General features: G+C 67.1%; 14 protein-coding genes. 13 read left to right on the top strand and 1 reads right to left on the bottom strand.

Going from position 1 to position 14675, the window contains the following annotated elements; all coding sequences use genetic code 11:
* Positions 1–37: 37 nt before the first annotated feature.
* The gene (locus tag ABE571_RS08110) at positions 38–1027 is read right to left on the bottom strand and encodes a helix-turn-helix domain-containing protein (protein ID WP_346493526.1); all 990 of its coding nucleotides are present in this window, start codon (positions 1025–1027) and stop codon (positions 38–40) included.
* Between the two features lie 835 nt (positions 1028–1862).
* Between ABE571_RS08110 and ABE571_RS08105 the strand changes: the two genes are divergently transcribed.
* The 13 genes from ABE571_RS08105 to ABE571_RS08045 all read left to right on the top strand — a co-directional run bounded on the left by ABE571_RS08105 (position 1863) and on the right by ABE571_RS08045 (position 14578).
* Complete coding sequence (locus ABE571_RS08105) at positions 1863–2051, top strand: Flp family type IVb pilin (protein ID WP_019184693.1); 189 nt, start codon at positions 1863–1865, stop codon at positions 2049–2051.
* Between the two features lie 100 nt (positions 2052–2151).
* Positions 2152–2697: an A24 family peptidase gene (locus ABE571_RS08100; protein WP_313218557.1), complete on the top strand. Its 546-nt coding sequence runs from the start codon at positions 2152–2154 to the stop codon at positions 2695–2697.
* On the top strand, positions 2694–3182 hold the full coding sequence (locus tag ABE571_RS08095; RefSeq protein ID WP_313211410.1) for a pilus assembly protein: 489 nt from the start codon (positions 2694–2696) through the stop codon (positions 3180–3182). Before ABE571_RS08100 ends, ABE571_RS08095 begins: the two co-directional genes overlap by 4 nt.
* Positions 3183–3201: 19 nt before the next feature.
* Complete coding sequence (gene cpaB, locus ABE571_RS08090) at positions 3202–4239, top strand: Flp pilus assembly protein CpaB (RefSeq protein WP_346493525.1); 1038 nt, start codon at positions 3202–3204, stop codon at positions 4237–4239.
* A 19-nt stretch (positions 4240–4258) separates the two neighbouring features.
* Entirely contained in the window at positions 4259–5626 is a 1368-nt protein-coding gene (locus ABE571_RS08085; protein WP_346493524.1) for a type II and III secretion system protein family protein, read from the top strand.
* 25 nt (positions 5627–5651) lie between these two features.
* Entirely contained in the window at positions 5652–6929 is a 1278-nt protein-coding gene (locus ABE571_RS08080; protein ID WP_346493523.1) for a fimbrial protein, read from the top strand.
* Entirely contained in the window at positions 6914–8266 is a 1353-nt protein-coding gene (locus tag ABE571_RS08075) for a CpaF family protein (protein ID WP_313211414.1), read from the top strand. Before ABE571_RS08080 ends, ABE571_RS08075 begins: the two co-directional genes overlap by 16 nt.
* A 2-nt stretch (positions 8267–8268) precedes the next feature.
* The gene (locus ABE571_RS08070) at positions 8269–9207 is read left to right on the top strand and encodes a type II secretion system F family protein (RefSeq protein ID WP_313211415.1); all 939 of its coding nucleotides are present in this window, start codon (positions 8269–8271) and stop codon (positions 9205–9207) included.
* A gap of 33 nt (positions 9208–9240) precedes the next feature.
* Positions 9241–10191 carry a type II secretion system F family protein gene (locus tag ABE571_RS08065; RefSeq protein WP_346493522.1) on the top strand — a complete coding sequence of 317 codons (951 nt, stop codon included), beginning with the start codon at positions 9241–9243 and terminating at the stop codon, positions 10189–10191.
* Positions 10192–10196: 5 nt separating this feature from the next.
* On the top strand, positions 10197–11123 hold the full coding sequence (locus tag ABE571_RS08060) for a tetratricopeptide repeat protein (protein ID WP_346493521.1): 927 nt from the start codon (positions 10197–10199) through the stop codon (positions 11121–11123).
* Positions 11124–11137: 14 nt separating this feature from the next.
* The gene (locus ABE571_RS08055; RefSeq protein WP_346493520.1) at positions 11138–11581 is read left to right on the top strand and encodes a DUF3613 domain-containing protein; all 444 of its coding nucleotides are present in this window, start codon (positions 11138–11140) and stop codon (positions 11579–11581) included.
* Between the two features lie 13 nt (positions 11582–11594).
* Positions 11595–13766, top strand: coding sequence for a TadG family pilus assembly protein (locus tag ABE571_RS08050; protein WP_346493519.1), 2172 nt, complete (start codon positions 11595–11597; stop codon positions 13764–13766).
* 92 nt (positions 13767–13858) lie between these two features.
* The gene (locus ABE571_RS08045) at positions 13859–14578 is read left to right on the top strand and encodes a DUF2968 domain-containing protein (RefSeq protein WP_313211420.1); all 720 of its coding nucleotides are present in this window, start codon (positions 13859–13861) and stop codon (positions 14576–14578) included.
* Positions 14579–14675: the final 97 nt, after the last annotated feature.

The raw sequence follows: 14675 nt of genomic DNA, 5'->3' as shown, positions 1-14675 counted from the left end.
ATGTGCACGGCGGGCGCGCAGCTGCCCACGTAAACCCTCAGGCCGGGCTGCCCATCTGGGCCGGCGCACGCATCAGCGTGTCGCGCGGCAGCTCGCCGAACACGCGGCGATAGTTGTCGGCGAATCGCGAAAGGTCCCACAGCCCGCAGCTGAGTGCGATGGCTTTCACCGATTTTCGGCTGGAATCGGCCATCGACAACCCACGGCACGCCGCGCACAACCGCAACATCGACAGATACCGGTTCGGCGAGGTACCGAACAGATCTTCGAAGGCATACCGTAATGCGCGCTCGCTTACACCGGCGGCATCACAGATTTCATTCATATAGATATAACGACGCAGATTGAGCCGCATGAAGTTCTCGGCGCGCTGCGCGATCAGATAATGCGTGCGCCGGCCACGGCTGCAGGTGGGGTGGTCATCGCTGCCCGCGCCGAGCAGCGCCTGGATGTGGTCATGCAGAAGGGCGTCCACGGCGTCGGCCGGCAACGTCCCGCCCTGCCCGAGCAGCGCTTGCTGGACATCACCGTAGCGTTGCACCAGTCGCGCTGCGTTGCTGCCTGTGCCGGCCTGGAAGAGGGAGAGGGCCTGCCCTGAGGGCAAGGTGCTGCGCAGGCTCAGCTCGGTCAGCTTGCGCTGAACGCGCTGCATCGGCGCGAGCAGCAACGTCAGGTGGGTGCCGGCGCTGAGCGTGAACTCGCTGATGCCCTCCGGCAGCACGGTCAACGCCATCCCGGCGGCCAGCGGCACGCCATGGCACCAGCTGACGTTCTCATTGGTGGCGTGGATCAAGCCAAGCAGGCACCAGTCCTGGGGCAGCATGAAACGACCACGGAAATGAAACCCGCTCACCGCGGTGCAGAACAGCGCTTCGTCATGCACCTGCGATTCGATCGCGGCACGCGGGCCGTTGCCATCGAGCAGGACCATCTCCAGATCGCACACGCGCAGGACACCGCTGAGCGAGGTCAGGTCGAATGCCCGCAGCCCGCTGTCGATCTGGTCTTCCACCACACCATCTACCATGACAGTGATGCCCCCTTTGGCCTGGAAACCCGATGCCTGCGCCGCATGGCCACCGGGTGCGCACTCCTGCGTTTTCCTGCTGCGCATTCTGTTGCGGCCAACCCGCCGCGACGATGCCCGCCAGCCCGCCCATGTAACTCGTTCGTGACCGCAGCTAAATCATTCACTGATCGCAGCTAAATCATTCACTGATTGCAGCTAAACCCTTCAGCCGATGCGATAGCGATTGTCGGCGAAGCCTTCGATGCGCATTTTTGGCAATTATGCCCGAACTGGACGCCAGGTAAACAGAATCACAATCATCGTCACAACTGTGTCCGAAACCGTTGAAACCCAACGTTAAAGCGCGCTCGCATGGCGTCAAATAGTTGACATCACACCGTCATCACATAATCTCTACCCGGGCTTCACTTTGCCGCCATTACATCAGGGCTCATGCACGACGCACACGCGGCGCGAAGTTTCTAAAGTTGACCCCACGCCTGCCGATTTTGTGTATTGGATCCCACGTGATTCGTCGAGCATCGAATTCAGGACGCGCGGCGATACCGACGCGGTGATCGAGAAACAAGGGGAACGCCATGGACAGCAATCTTCGTACGCACTGCCCTCATTGCCGACGCCGCGTTTCGGCAGCAATGACCGCACTGTCCAGCGCGATCCGCCTCCAATGACGTCGCCCGGGCTCCGCCCGGTCGATAGCGCAGGCCTGTAAGGGCCGCACCGCGCAGGATGCGCGGTCGTGATGGCGGTCCTGGCGGAGCCAGGCAACACCATCGGTACCAGGGGCTGTATCCGCCCGTTCGGGCTCTGATTGGGAAATGGAGAAACCGTCATGAATGCATCCGTTCGCAAGTTCCTCGTTGAAGAAGATGGCGTGACCGCGCTCGAGTACGGCCTGCTGGCCGCCGTGATCGCGGGCATCCTGGTGGCGGTGGGTAAAGACCAGATCACCGGATTCTTCGAAAATCTGTTCACCAAGCTGGGTGAAGTGGTCGACGACGCAACCGCGGCCGCGGCCTGATCGACTGTCGTTGACTGCCTGCGCTGTCGCCCGGCTCTCCCCGCGGCGACGGCATGGCACGCAAGTGCGTCGTACGACCGATTCGGGGGACATAACGCATATGGAACTCCTTCCCCTGGTGGCACTGCTGCTGGGCGTACAGGTCGCCATCCATGACCTGTACGCCCGACGGGTGTCCAATCGCGGGTTGCTGTTGGCCACCGGCGTCGCGCTGGTCGCGCTGGCGTGGCAGTGGTGGATGGCTGGCCGCGGATTTCCGGGCACGCACCTGCTCGGCTTCGTACTGGGATTGCTGTCGCTGCTGCCGTTCTATGCCATCGGCTGGATGGGTGCCGGTGATGTGAAGTATTTCGCCGTGCTCGGCCTGCTGCTCGGCGCGGCGCCATTGCTTCCAATCTGGATCATCGCCAGCCTGCTCGCCGGTGCGCATGCGACGTGCGTGATCGTCGCGCGGCGCATCGCGCCTGCGTTGTCCCATTCCGGTCCGCGTCCCGAGACGGACAATGCGGCCTCGCGCCGCCTGCAGCCGGTGATCGCGCAGTGGCGGCAGGCGCGCCAGGGCCGGGTCGGCATTCCCTATGCGGCGTACCTGGCCTTCGCCAGTATCTGGTGGGTCCTGCAGCAGCCATCCGGCGGTGCCGCATGAGCATCACCGCCAGCCCCCTCCGCCGCCCGACGCGGCAACGCGGCATCGCGACCCTTGAGTTCGCGCTCATGCTGTTGTTCGGCCTGTTGCCACTGCTGCTGGTCACCTATTCAGGCGTGATGATCATGGCCGTGCAGCAGACGCTGTCGGCGGCGTCGGCGGAAGGCGCACGTGCTGCGTTCCGCCATGCCACGCCGACCGAACGCCGCACCGCCGCCTGCCTGGCGGCACGACGCTCCATGCAGTGGCTGCTCACTTACGCCAAGCAGACCCCCGATTGCGCCGCGGCTGGCGCGCCACCGATCACCGTTTCCACGCCCGCGCCCTGCGCCGACCTGCCGGCCGCGCAATGCATCCGCGTGGAGGTGAGCTACGACTACCGCGCCCACCCCTTCCTGCCCGGTACCGGGCGCGTGTACGGCTGGGTAATGCCACGGGCGCTGCGCAGCACCGCTGTCGCCCAACTCGACCTCGGCGGCAACTGATGACCTTCCGGAGAACCGCATGCTCAAGTTGACCCGCATCGCCGCAATCCTGTTGATCGGCCTGGCGGTGATCCTGGCCATTGTCGCCTTCGGGGTGAGCCGCCGCGCCAGCGAGGCGCCGCCCGGCACGCCGGCGACCGCCACTGCTCCTGCACAACCTGCCACCTGGCCGGTGGTCGAGGCGGCCGGCGCCTTGCCGGCCGGGCGACCGATCACAGCCGAGGACCTGCGCATCGCCGGCCATCCTCAACGCCCGGTGGGCGCCTACACCTCGATCAACGCCCTGGTCGGCGCGGTACCGACCCAGGACATCCCGGCCGGCACCCAGATCCAGACCGCGCAGATCGCACAGGGCTTTTCGCTGCGCCTGAATCCCGGCGAGCGCGCACTCGCGGTGCCAGTGGACGAACTGGTGGCCGCAGGCAATCGCATCCAGCCGGGCGATTTTGTCGATGTGTTCCTCAACCTGCGCGCGTCGGGCGGGTTGCGCGACGACGGTGACGCGCAGACGCGGCTGCTGTTGTCGCGGCTGCGCGTGCTCAGCTATGGCGCGGATGATCTGCAGAGCGTGGCCAGCATGCCCGCCGATGGCAGCGCGGCTGCACCCGCCGACAGCCGCGCACAGGACATCACTGGCGCAGACTCCTCGGCCGGCGCATCACGCAATGATGGAACCACGCCACCGGCACGCAGCGCGGTGCTGGCGGTGCCGGTCGCCGAGGCGAACCGGCTGCTGCTCGGCGCCCAACAGGGGAAGCTGTTCCTGGCGCTGCGCAACCCGGCTGACATCGCGCTGCCGGACCAGGCCTTGTTCCCGACCCCCGGCCGCGTGCTCAGCCCGCGCCGCGAGCTTTCCGCCGACGAACGCCTTGCCCTGCAGCGCCCGGAAAATGATGCCTACGCCGGCATCGACACCGACGCCCTGGCCGGACGCGGGCGCAGTTCCACCGCGGCACTGCCCGTTCCCAGCAGCGTCCCGCGCCGCGCTGCACCGCGCGCGGACCGGGGCATCGAAATCATCCGTGGTGACATTTCCTCCCATAGCGGGTCGCGTTAAGCCCATGCCGAGACAGCCCATGACCGAACGCCCCACCCTCGCGCGCCGCCTCTCCCACGCCCTGCCGCGCTGCCTGCTGGCCGGCGTGTTGATCAGCAGCCCGCTGCTGGCCAGCGCCGAGGCGGAGCTGGTGCTGCAGACCCGCGAGCAGCGCCCGTGGTCACTGCCTGCCAACCTGGAGCGGGTGGCCATTGCCGACCCCAGCGTGGCCGACGTGGTGATGCTGCGTGGCCGCGAGGCGCTGCTGGTTGGCAAGGCGCCCGGCAGCACCACCCTGCTGCTGTGGCGTAATGGCAACCGCGAGCCGGAACGGCTGCAGGTGGAGGTGCGCAGCGCCATCCAAGGCGCACTGAGCGCGCAGGGCGGTGGCACCGAGCTGATCGTGCAGGACGGTCAAGGCCTGCTGCAGGGCCTGAGCCCCTCGCTGCTGGACCACCAGAACAGCGTCAAGGCAGCCGCCATGGCGGTCGGCAAAGACGGGCAGCTGGCCGATGTCTCCACCATCGCCAGTGGCGGCGTGGTCCAGGTCGAGGTGAAGATCGTCGAGTTCAACAAGTCGGTGCTGCGCCAGATCGGCATGAGCTTCGGCAACAAGAACTTCAACCGCAACAACGGCTTCTACTACGGCATCACCCGGCCGGGCGCGACCCTGCCCGGCGTGTTGCCGGCAGGCGAATCGGCAGGCCCGGACGACGTCATCATCACCAACCCGCTTTCCTCGGCGTTCGGGCTGGTGTTCAAATCCCTCACCCACGGCTGGGACGCGAACATCGACCTGCTGCAGAGCAACGGCATGGCCCGGGTGCTGGCCGAGCCGACCCTGGTCGCTTTGTCCGGGCAGAGCGCGAGCTTCCTGGCCGGTGGCGAGCTGCCGATCCTCGAGCCGCAGGGCCTGGGCACCACCACGGTGACGTTCAAGCCCTTCGGCATCGGCCTGACCGTGACGCCGACCGTACTCGGGCCGAACCGCATCGCGCTGAAGGTCGCCCCGGAAGCCAGCGATCTCAACTATGCCGCCGGCATCACCTACAACGACGTGCAGGTGCCCTCGATCACCACGCGCCGCGCGGACACCACGGTCGAGCTCGGCGACGGCGAAACCTTCGTGATCGGCGGGCTGGTCAGCAACAACGTCAGCTCCAACGTGGACAAGGTGCCGCTGCTCGGCGATCTGCCGATCATCGGCTCCTTCTTCCGCACCCTCAACTACAAGAAGGAAGAGAAGGAGCTGGTCATCATCGTCACGCCACGCCTGGTGCAGCCGCTGGCCCAGGGCACCGAAGTGCCGCTGCCGGGCCAGCGCGAGGCATCGCCGAACCTGCCGGTATGGGGCGCCTGGCTGCTGAGCCCGGCCTCCTCGGACCAGCTGCCCGGCTTCTCGCGCTGAGCCCAATGTCAGGAACCCGCCCCTCATGTCCGCCACTCTGCAGCTGGTCCAACCACGGGATGCTTCGATGAAGCTCGTGCTGTTTGCACCGGACCGCGAACTCGCCACCCTGCTCTCGGCGTTGCTGCCGTCGCTGGGCATGGTGCAGTGGCTGGACAGCGCCGCACCGGCCTCGGCGCTGGAGCCGCTGCGCGACACCGGCTGTGTGGTGCTGCTGGACTATCGGCATGAGCAGGCGGCATTTTCCGCCGCGTTGACCCGGCAATTGCAGGCGCAGGCGCCGGAGCTGCCGCTGGTGGCGATCGGCTCCACCCATGCCGACCACATGGATGGCGTCGTGGCTGCGCTGCGCGCCGGGTTGCGAGATCTGCTCGATCTGGACAGCGCGCCGCAGGAAATGGAGGCGGTGCTGCGCCGTGCTGCCTCACTCGCCGCGCAGGGCCGCAGCAGCGTTCCGGCCACATCACCGGCACGTGCACGCATGGTTCTGCTGCTGGGCGTGCGGCCTGGCGTGGGCAGCAGCACCCTGGCGGCGCACCTGGGGGTGCTCGCCCAGCAGACCGACACGGCCCATCAGGGTGCCCCGGCCGCGACGGTGCCCGCCGGTGCGCAGACCCTGCTGCTGGATCTGGGCCAGCCCACCGGCGATCTGACGCTGTACCTCAATGTGGACCCCACCTTCCATTTCGACGACGCGCTGCGTAATGCCGGGCGTATCGATGCGACGCTGGTGCGCACCGCGCTGGCCCATCATCCCAGCGGCGTCACCCTGCTCGGCCAGCCGCCCGGCATGGAAGGCGCCACGCTTGCGGACCCGGGCATGCTGATGCAGCGCCTGCGCAGTGTCTTCCACACCGTGCTGTGCGATCTCGGCGGTGTCCCGCTGCGCCAGTTGCCGGTATCGCTGCTCAACAGCGCCGATGAGATCTGGCTGATCGCCGACCAGTCGATCGGCACCCTGGTCTCGCTCGACCAGATTCTCCGTCATCTTACCCAGGTGGGGGCGCGCGATGCCCGCGTGCAGCTGATCATCAACCGCCACGACGATGCCAGTGGACTGAGCCCGGCGCAGATCGCCGCCCGCTTCGAGCTGCCCCTGTTGGCAGTGCTGCCGGATCGGCCCACACTGCGCTCCAGTGCCAGCCATGGCCGCCTGCTGCTGCAGGATGCGCCACGCGACCCGTATGTGCGTGCCCTTGCCCCGCTGTTGTCGCACCTGGATCCGACGGCCCCCGCGCCGGCCAGGGGCTGGCGGGAACACCTCGCCCTCCGCCTGAGTGGTTCCCCATGGAAGACAAAGTGACCCCGTTCCCGACTGCCACCGCCCGCGCCGACGCCGGCACCGAGGCCGAGCACGGCGTGCAGCCGTTCGAGCAGTCCGAGCAGTACCAGAAGGTGCTGATCGCCGCACATGAGCATCTTCTCAACAGCATCGAGGACGAGCGCATCGATATCGATGCGTGGGCGCCGGACACCGTGTCGCGCTACGTGCACGCGCAGACCGCCGGCTTCGTCCACGAATGGCGGATCCCGATCAACGAAGCCGAGAAGGACATCGTCGCCACTGCGCTGGTCAAGGAGCTGACCGGCTTCGGCCCGCTGGATGACCTGCTGCATGACCCGGAGATCGAGGACATCCTGATCAACGGCTACAAGGACATCCACGTTTCCCAGGGCGGCATGCTCAAGCGGGCGCCGCAGCGTTTCAGCGATGACAGCCACCTGCTGCGGATCCTGCGCCGGATCCTGGCCCCGCTCGGGCGCCGCCTGGACGAGTCCAACCCGATGGTGGATGCGCGCCTGCCCAACGGCGGCCGCCTCAATGCCATCATCTCGCCGTTGGCCGTGGATGGGCCGATGGTCTCGATCCGCAAGTTCCGCAAGGACCCGTTCACCCCCGATGAACTGCTGCGCATGGGCACGTTCGACCGCCCGATGCAGGCGCTGCTGCATGCGATGGTACTGGGGCGCTGCAACATCCTGGTGTCCGGCGGCACCAGTTCGGGCAAGACCTCGCTGCTCAATGCACTGGCCAATTACATTCCAGCCAACGAACGCGTGATCACCGTTGAAGACACTGCCGAGCTCTCGCTCAACCATCCACACGTGGTGCGCCTGGAAAGCCGTATCGGCGGCGCGGACGGCAATGGCGCGATCAGCATCCGCGATCTGGTCCGCAACAGCCTGCGCATGCGCCCGGACCGGATCGTGGTCGGCGAAGTGCGTGGCGCCGAAGTGCTGGAAATGCTGCAGGCGATGAACACCGGCCATGACGGCTCGATGGCCACCATCCACGCCAACTCACCGCGCGATTGCCTGTACCGGATCGAGATGCTGGCCGGGTTTGCCGGCTTCCAGGGCAGCGAGGACAGTCTGCGCCGACAGATCGCCAGCGCCATTGATTTCATCGTGCAGATCTCGCGACTGGGCAGCGGCCGCCGCGTGCTCATCTCGATCACGGAAATCACCGGGGTCACCGACAACATGATCGCCACCCAGGAGATGTTCCGTCACGAAGTGCAGATCGACGCCGATGGCAACGAGTACGACCGTTGGGTCGGGCTCGGCTTCCAGCCGCACTCGCACAAGCTCGAACCGTTCCGCCGGCAGCTGCGCGAAGCACTGGGCGGAGGCTTCTGAGCATGGCCTTCGTCCTGCTCCTGTGCAGTGCGGCACTGGTGCTGATCGCCCTGGCCGTGGAGCTGTGGGGCGGCGCTGCCGCACGCGAGCAACGCAGGTTGTCGCTGCAGCACGCCGAGCAGCGGCTGGCGCGTCCGGACACCTCGCCGCGCCTGGCAGGCATGGGTGACAGCCAGGCGCCGATGCCGGTGAGCACGGCGCCGGCGGGGCTGCCTTGGGACGCGTTGATGCAGCGCGCTGCACTGCCGACCGGTTGGCGGGTACCGCTGCTCATCCTCGCCGCCGCGTCGCTGCTGGCCTGGATCGCCAGTGCACGCCTCGGCACGGTGTGGGCTGCGCCGATTGTCCTGGTACTGAGCGCTCTGGCGGCCTGGTTCTGGGTGTCGCGGCGGATCAACCGTCTGCAGGCCAAGCTGCTGCGCCAGTTGCCGGATTTCCTCGACAACCTTGTGCGCCTGGCCGGTCTGGGCAACAGCCTGCAGATGGCCTTCCAGACATCGGCCGCGCAGATGCCGATGCCGCTGCGGGGCCTGCTCGATGCCACCCTGTCCTACACCCGCAGCGGCCTGGACCTGGACCGCGCGCTGGCGCAGGCCGCCCAGCCCTATCGGCTGGAAGCCTTGAATGTGCTCTCGGTGGTGTTGGGCGTCAGCGTGCGCATCGGCGGCCGCGCCGATCAGATCCTGCAGCGCATGGCCGATTTCATGCGCGATCTGGATCAGGCCCAGCAGGAACTGATGGCCACCACCTCCGAGACCCGGATGTCGGCCTGGGTGCTCGGCCTGCTGCCACCGATCAGTGCCGTACTGATGGCGATCACCAGCCCGGATTTTTTCCAGCCGATCCTGCACGAGCCGCTCGGCCACAAGCTGCTGCTGTGGGCATTGGGACTGGAGCTGATCGGCGGCTTCCTGCTGTACCGGCTGGCCAAATCCATATGAGTACCTGCCTGCACGTCCAGATCGGAGGCCCGCATGACCAGTAGCAGCTGGTGGATCGCCACGTTGTTGGTGCTCGCCGCCGGCGTGGCCCTGTTGGGGGTGCGTGGCTGGGTGCTGAGCGGACGCGAACAACGCCACCAGGATGCGTTGCAGGCCGCATTGCGGCCGCGCGATGTGGCGGGCACACCGGCCGCCCCACCCCAGCCGGCGGTGAGCCTGCGCCAGCGCTGGCTCAAGGGTGTCGCCGCGTTCGGCCAGCGCTTCAACGGCGGGCGTATCGAAGCGGCACTGCTGGCTCCGGAAGATCGGCTGCTGCTCGATCAAGCCGGATGGAACACCCACGCCGGCACCGCGATCTTCCTCGGCCTGCGCCTGTTGATCGCGGTCACCACGCTGGCCCTGGTGCTGGCCTTCAACCACAGCACCGGCTTCAGCCGCGCGATGGTGATCTTCGGCGCGCTGGCGTTCGGCATACTGCTGCCGAAATTCGCCCTGCGTGCCTGGGCGATGCGCCTGCGCAGACAGGTGACCGCCGAGCTGCCGCTGCTGATCGACCTGTTGCGGCTGCTGCAGGGCGTGGGCTTCAGCATGGACCAGAGCCTGCAGACCCTCGGCGACAAACTGCGCAACGCGGTCCCGGTGCTGGGCCGGGAGATCCACCAGGCCAACATCGCCTACATGCATGGTCGCAGCCGGGAGCAGTCACTGCGTCGCCTCGGCGAATCATTCGATGACGAAGACCTGCGCAGCCTGGTGCAACTGATCCTGCAGGTCCATGCACATGGCGGCGCGGTGCAGGAACCGCTGCGTCAATTCAGCCTCCGCCTGCGCGAGCAGCGCCGTTCCACGCTCAAGGAGAAGGTCGGCAAGCTCTCGGTGAAGATGACCGTAGTGATGATGTTGACGTTGTTGCCGGCGTTGATGCTGGTGCTGGCCGGTCCGGCCATCATCGCCCTCGCCTCCGCCCTGACCAAACTGGATTGAACGCCATGCGCCACGCCGTGCTTCCCCGCCTCTGCCTGCTGCTCGCCGCGACGGCGCTCTGCGCGGCCTGTTCGAACGTGCGCAACGGTTACCGCCAGGACCCGATGGCGCTGGCGTCGCCGGAGGTAGCGCCCCAGGACGACAAGCAGCTCTACGCCGAGCTGATTTCGAAGATGCAGCAGCAAGGTGCGTACTACGCCTCGCTCGCGCACGTGGATGCCTATCGGCAACGGTATGGCGACAGCCCTCAGCTGCGGCTGTTGAATGCCGATGCGCTGCGCGAAACCGGCCAGCGCGAGGCCGCGCTGGCCATGTACGGCAGCCTCACCAACGGGCCACAAGCCGCCGCGGCATGGCACGGCCTGGGCCTGATCGCCGCCCGCGATGGCGACCCGGCACGGGCCGAGCAGGCACTGGCGAAGGCGGTGCAGCTGCAACCGTTGAACACGGGCTACCTGGGCGATCTCGGCTTCGCCCGGCTGCGCGCAGGTGACTGGACCCGCGCGCAGGAACCGCTGGCCAAGGCCGCCGAGCTTTCGCCGGGCAGCGCCAAGGCGAATGCCAATCTGGCGGTGTGGGCACTGCTGCGTGGCCAGACAGCGATGGCCGAGACGATCATGCGCAATGCGCGGCTGACCGACGGTGCGCAGGCAGAGGTGCGCCGCCTGGCCGAGCAACTGCGCCAGCAGGCGACCCCCGCACCCTCCGTGCAACGCGCGCCTGCCAGTGTCGCGGCAGCGGCAGCGGCCGCCGCGCCCGCGCCCGGGCCCCGGCCCGTCGCGCTGCCTGCGCCGCAGCCGGCTGCCCCGCGGTCCGCCTCGCGCCACGTGGCGGTGGACACCGATCGCCGCACCAGTGCCGATGCCCGCCTTGCGCCATCGATGCTCGAACGCTTCAGCACGCCCTCTCCTGCCAGCGAGACCACGCCATGAGCCAGCTGCGTCGCATGCCTGTTCCCCTCCTGCACACTGGCCTGCTGCTGATGCTGGTGACCTGGGCGGCGCCCGTGATCGCGCAGCAGGCACCGCTCACCGGGCAGATGCTGGGCGGGCAGGATGGCCCCACGGCCGTCACCACGCCGCTGCCCCCGCCCGCACCCGTTGAGCGCGTTGAGCCCGTACCGGCTTACGTGGAACGTGCCCCTGCTTACGCAGCCGCCACACCTGCCGAGCGCTACACGCCGCCCGCACCGCCACCGCGCGGCGAGATCGGCCAGACCACCCGCGACCTGCTGCGCATGCAGGCCCAGGGCACCCATGCCGGGGCGCGACTGCCGATCCTGGGTGACCAGGCCGCCGCCAGCTACGCGCGCTACCTCAAGAGCTTCGAGCACGAGATTCCCGAGTTCCTCAAGACCAGCGTCAAGAAGGACGGCGCTGACACCAACTAAGGAGGGCAAGGCCATGTACCACTCCAGCGCCTACGCACCCCGGCCGTCCCGACGGCGGCTGCGCGGCGGGATGTCGGTCACCATGATGCTGGTGCTGCTTGGCCTGGTCGGCATGCTCGGCCTGGTCGAAGTGGGCTATCTGTACTGGGCCAAGCGGGATGCGCAGAAGGTGGTCGACCTGGCCTCGATGGCCGGCGCGCAGCGGTTGGACCTGTGCAGTGCCGACCGCCGTGACAACAGCGCCGCCCGCGGCAACGCGCAGAAAGACAACGGCTTCACCGGCACGCTGGCAATCCAGTGCGGCAACTGGAACCCGGGCCGCGGCGCGGACGATCATTTCAGCATGACCCTGGACGCGGCCGGCCCGCTCAATGCGGTCAAAGTGGTCGCGACGCGCTCGGTCGTGCCGTTCTTCGGCCAGAACACGCGCCTGCCCACGCTGCGTGCGGAGGCCGTGGCCACCCGTGCACCGCCAATCGCGGTGTTCTCGGTGGGCTCGCAGTTGCTGCGGGTCAATGGCAATACGCCGCTGGGCAATGTGCTCAACCTGGTGGGTGTCAATCTGGACCGGACCACCCTGCTTGGCTATGACGGATTGGCCCAGGCGAACGTCACGCCGGGCGGCCTGCTGCAGGCGCTGGGGATTCCGGTCAAAGCCAATATCGGCGTCGCCGAGTTCAACGCACTGCTGGCCGCCAACCGGGTCTCGCTCGGCCAGCTGCTGGATGCCACCGCTACGGTACTGACCAACAGTGGGGTCGCCAACGTGGATCTGCGCGCGCTGCGCAATGCGCTCGCGGCGAAGCTCGATCTCAATCAACTCAATGTCCAGCTTGGCAGCACCGATGCCGCGGGCGGCCTGTTTGCACACATCGTGGCTCCCGAAGGCCCTGCATCTCCGGCATTGCAGGCCGACGTCAACGCGCTGGACCTGATCACCACCAGCATCAGCATCGCCAGCGGCGGCAACGGGGTCGCTGTCAACAATCTCGACATCCTTGGCATGGTCAAAACGCAGGCGGCGATCATTGAACCGCCGTCCATCGCCATCGGCGGTGTCGGCACGCGCGCCTACAACGCGCAGGTCCGGCTGAAGATCAACATCGATACTGGCGGCCTGGCGCTGCTCGGCCCCGTACTCAACTCGCTGGGCATCCGCCTGAACCTGCCGATCTATGCCGACGTGACCAACGCGATGGGCACACTGGAGGCGTTGAACTGCGGCGCGACCCCGCCAACGGCGACGGTGCGGGTGCAGTCGTCGCTGCTGCGCGCCTGCGTAGGCCGTGTGGATGCGGCCAATCAGTTTTCGCAGCGCAACGTGTGCGATACGGGGCTGCAGAACGAGCAGCTGCTGACCCTGCTGGGGGCACCACTGGTCACCGACAAGATTTCCCTCAATGCGCTGACCCGCGATGAGAGCATTACCCTGGCCGCCGGGGAGACCGCGTCCACTTCCTTCAACCAGGCCCAGGTCGGCACAGCCGTCTCCGGCCTGGTCAGCGAACTGCTGCGCGTGCTGAGCAACGTGCTCACCCCGGGCAAGCAGGGCAGTAGTGATGCCACAACGGCCGCCCGCCTGGCAGATCAGTATCTCAAGGCGGCCAATCCGGGGAACGGGTTCTACGATGCCAAAAAGACCATCGAGCTCCTGCGCATGGGTGATCCGTCCCGCGGCATCGGTGCGCTGGGTGACTGGGAACTACCCAACGCCGTGCCCTACCCATGTGGCCTCCTGAACCTCGAGACCTGCTTCAAGCCGGGCTCGGTCTGGGTCGGATACAACGCCACGGTCACGGGTGAAGGCATGGGCGGACTAAGTGGCGTGCTGGGCCCCATCCTCGGTGGTCTGGTGATCAACCGCTGCAACAGCCTGCTCAGCACGCTGCTCAACTACAACAACTGCGTCAAATCCAACCTGGCCGCTTACATGCAGACCCGGCCCGGCGGTCTGCAGGATCTCGGCGACGGCACCGGGGTGATCGACCCGGGCACCGACCAGTTCCGCTGCAGCGGCCTGCTGTGCCTGGCACTGACCCCGGTGCTGGAGACCCTCAAGCCGCTGCTCAACGGCGTCGGCACCCTGCTCTCGCAGACCCTGGCCCAGATACTCGGGCTGGAGCTGGGCCGGACCGACGTGCACATGCAGTCCATCCAGTGCAGCCCGGCGCAGTTGGTTTATTGACGCTGCGGCGAAGTGCAGACCACGCGATTGTGCGTGCTAGACTTCGGCGGGGACTTTACTTCACTGATAATCCACTCGTGGATGGCCTGAATATGCGAGAGAGAAAAGGGGTTGGTTCCATCGTCGCGCACGCGCTGACCGGTGGGATTGTGTTGCTGCTGACATTGAGCGTCGTCCCGCAGGCCCTGGCCGCGCGCGCACCGCGTGCCGAGCCGGCCGTGGATACCGCCACGCGCCCGGCGCCGGTAGTCCGCAATACCGTGGATGAACTGCGCCAGCTGGTGGATTCCAAGCAGCTCACCGAGCTGCGCACCACCTATAACGGCAGTTATGGTGCCAGCCTGCTGTTCAATACCAGCACGCTGAACTATTACGTGGCGCTGTTCCACGAGAAGGATTTCTGGCGCGTGATCAAGACCGATTCGGTCGACAACGCCGAGAAGGTCTACCGCACGTTCGTCGAGCAGACCGAGCAGCTGGCGCAGGTGTATATCGACACCACCCGCCTGCAGGCCGGCAAGCGCTATACCGAAAACCTGGTCGCCTACAACGAAGAGCGGCTGCGCAGCCTGCAGCAGGAAGCGGATCTCCAGCGCCAGCAGTCGCTGCAGGTCAGCGCCTCGCTGGAACAGGCCAAGCAGCAGGCGGTCAGCCTGAGCACGGACCTGCGCAGCAGCCACAGCGAACTGGACGCGCTCAACCAGCGCATCCAGACATTGCAGGCCCAGCAGCTGAACCCGGCACTGTCGCTGCCCTCGGCCGAAACGGCCACGCCGGACCCTGCCCCGCAGGGCAACCCCGCCAACCCGTAACGGCATCCGGCCCTGTAGTTGCGGGGCACGTGACAGACGGCGCCGATGGCGCCGTCTTTCTTTCCGGTGCAGTACCCTTGATGGCGCAGACGTACTG

This window comes from Stenotrophomonas sp. TWI273 (assembly GCF_039674765.1).
Classification (GTDB): Bacteria; Pseudomonadota; Gammaproteobacteria; order Xanthomonadales; family Xanthomonadaceae; genus Stenotrophomonas.
The sequence above is the reverse complement of the archived record's forward strand: the minus strand, read 5'-3'. Positions and strand labels throughout refer to the sequence as shown.

Excerpts from the sequence above, each read along its gene's own strand:
- ABE571_RS08100 (WP_313218557.1), top strand. The coding sequence starts at position 2,152 with ATGGAACTCCTTCCCCTGGTGGCACTGCTGCTGGGCGTACAGGTCGCC.
- ABE571_RS08050 (WP_346493519.1), top strand. The coding sequence starts at position 11,595 with ATGTACCACTCCAGCGCCTACGCACCCCGGCCGTCCCGACGGCGGCTG.
- cpaB (WP_346493525.1), top strand. The coding sequence starts at position 3,202 with ATGCTCAAGTTGACCCGCATCGCCGCAATCCTGTTGATCGGCCTGGCG.
- ABE571_RS08060 (WP_346493521.1), top strand. The coding sequence starts at position 10,197 with ATGCGCCACGCCGTGCTTCCCCGCCTCTGCCTGCTGCTCGCCGCGACG.
- ABE571_RS08085 (WP_346493524.1), top strand. The coding sequence starts at position 4,259 with ATGACCGAACGCCCCACCCTCGCGCGCCGCCTCTCCCACGCCCTGCCG.
- ABE571_RS08095 (WP_313211410.1), top strand. The coding sequence starts at position 2,694 with ATGAGCATCACCGCCAGCCCCCTCCGCCGCCCGACGCGGCAACGCGGC.
- ABE571_RS08045 (WP_313211420.1), top strand. The coding sequence starts at position 13,859 with ATGCGAGAGAGAAAAGGGGTTGGTTCCATCGTCGCGCACGCGCTGACC.
- ABE571_RS08065 (WP_346493522.1), top strand. The coding sequence starts at position 9,241 with ATGACCAGTAGCAGCTGGTGGATCGCCACGTTGTTGGTGCTCGCCGCC.
- ABE571_RS08105 (WP_019184693.1), top strand. The coding sequence starts at position 1,863 with ATGAATGCATCCGTTCGCAAGTTCCTCGTTGAAGAAGATGGCGTGACC.
- ABE571_RS08080 (WP_346493523.1), top strand. The coding sequence starts at position 5,652 with ATGTCCGCCACTCTGCAGCTGGTCCAACCACGGGATGCTTCGATGAAG.
- ABE571_RS08110 (WP_346493526.1), bottom strand. The coding sequence starts at position 1,027 with ATGGTAGATGGTGTGGTGGAAGACCAGATCGACAGCGGGCTGCGGGCA.
- ABE571_RS08055 (WP_346493520.1), top strand. The coding sequence starts at position 11,138 with ATGCCTGTTCCCCTCCTGCACACTGGCCTGCTGCTGATGCTGGTGACC.
- ABE571_RS08070 (WP_313211415.1), top strand. The coding sequence starts at position 8,269 with ATGGCCTTCGTCCTGCTCCTGTGCAGTGCGGCACTGGTGCTGATCGCC.
- ABE571_RS08075 (WP_313211414.1), top strand. The coding sequence starts at position 6,914 with ATGGAAGACAAAGTGACCCCGTTCCCGACTGCCACCGCCCGCGCCGAC.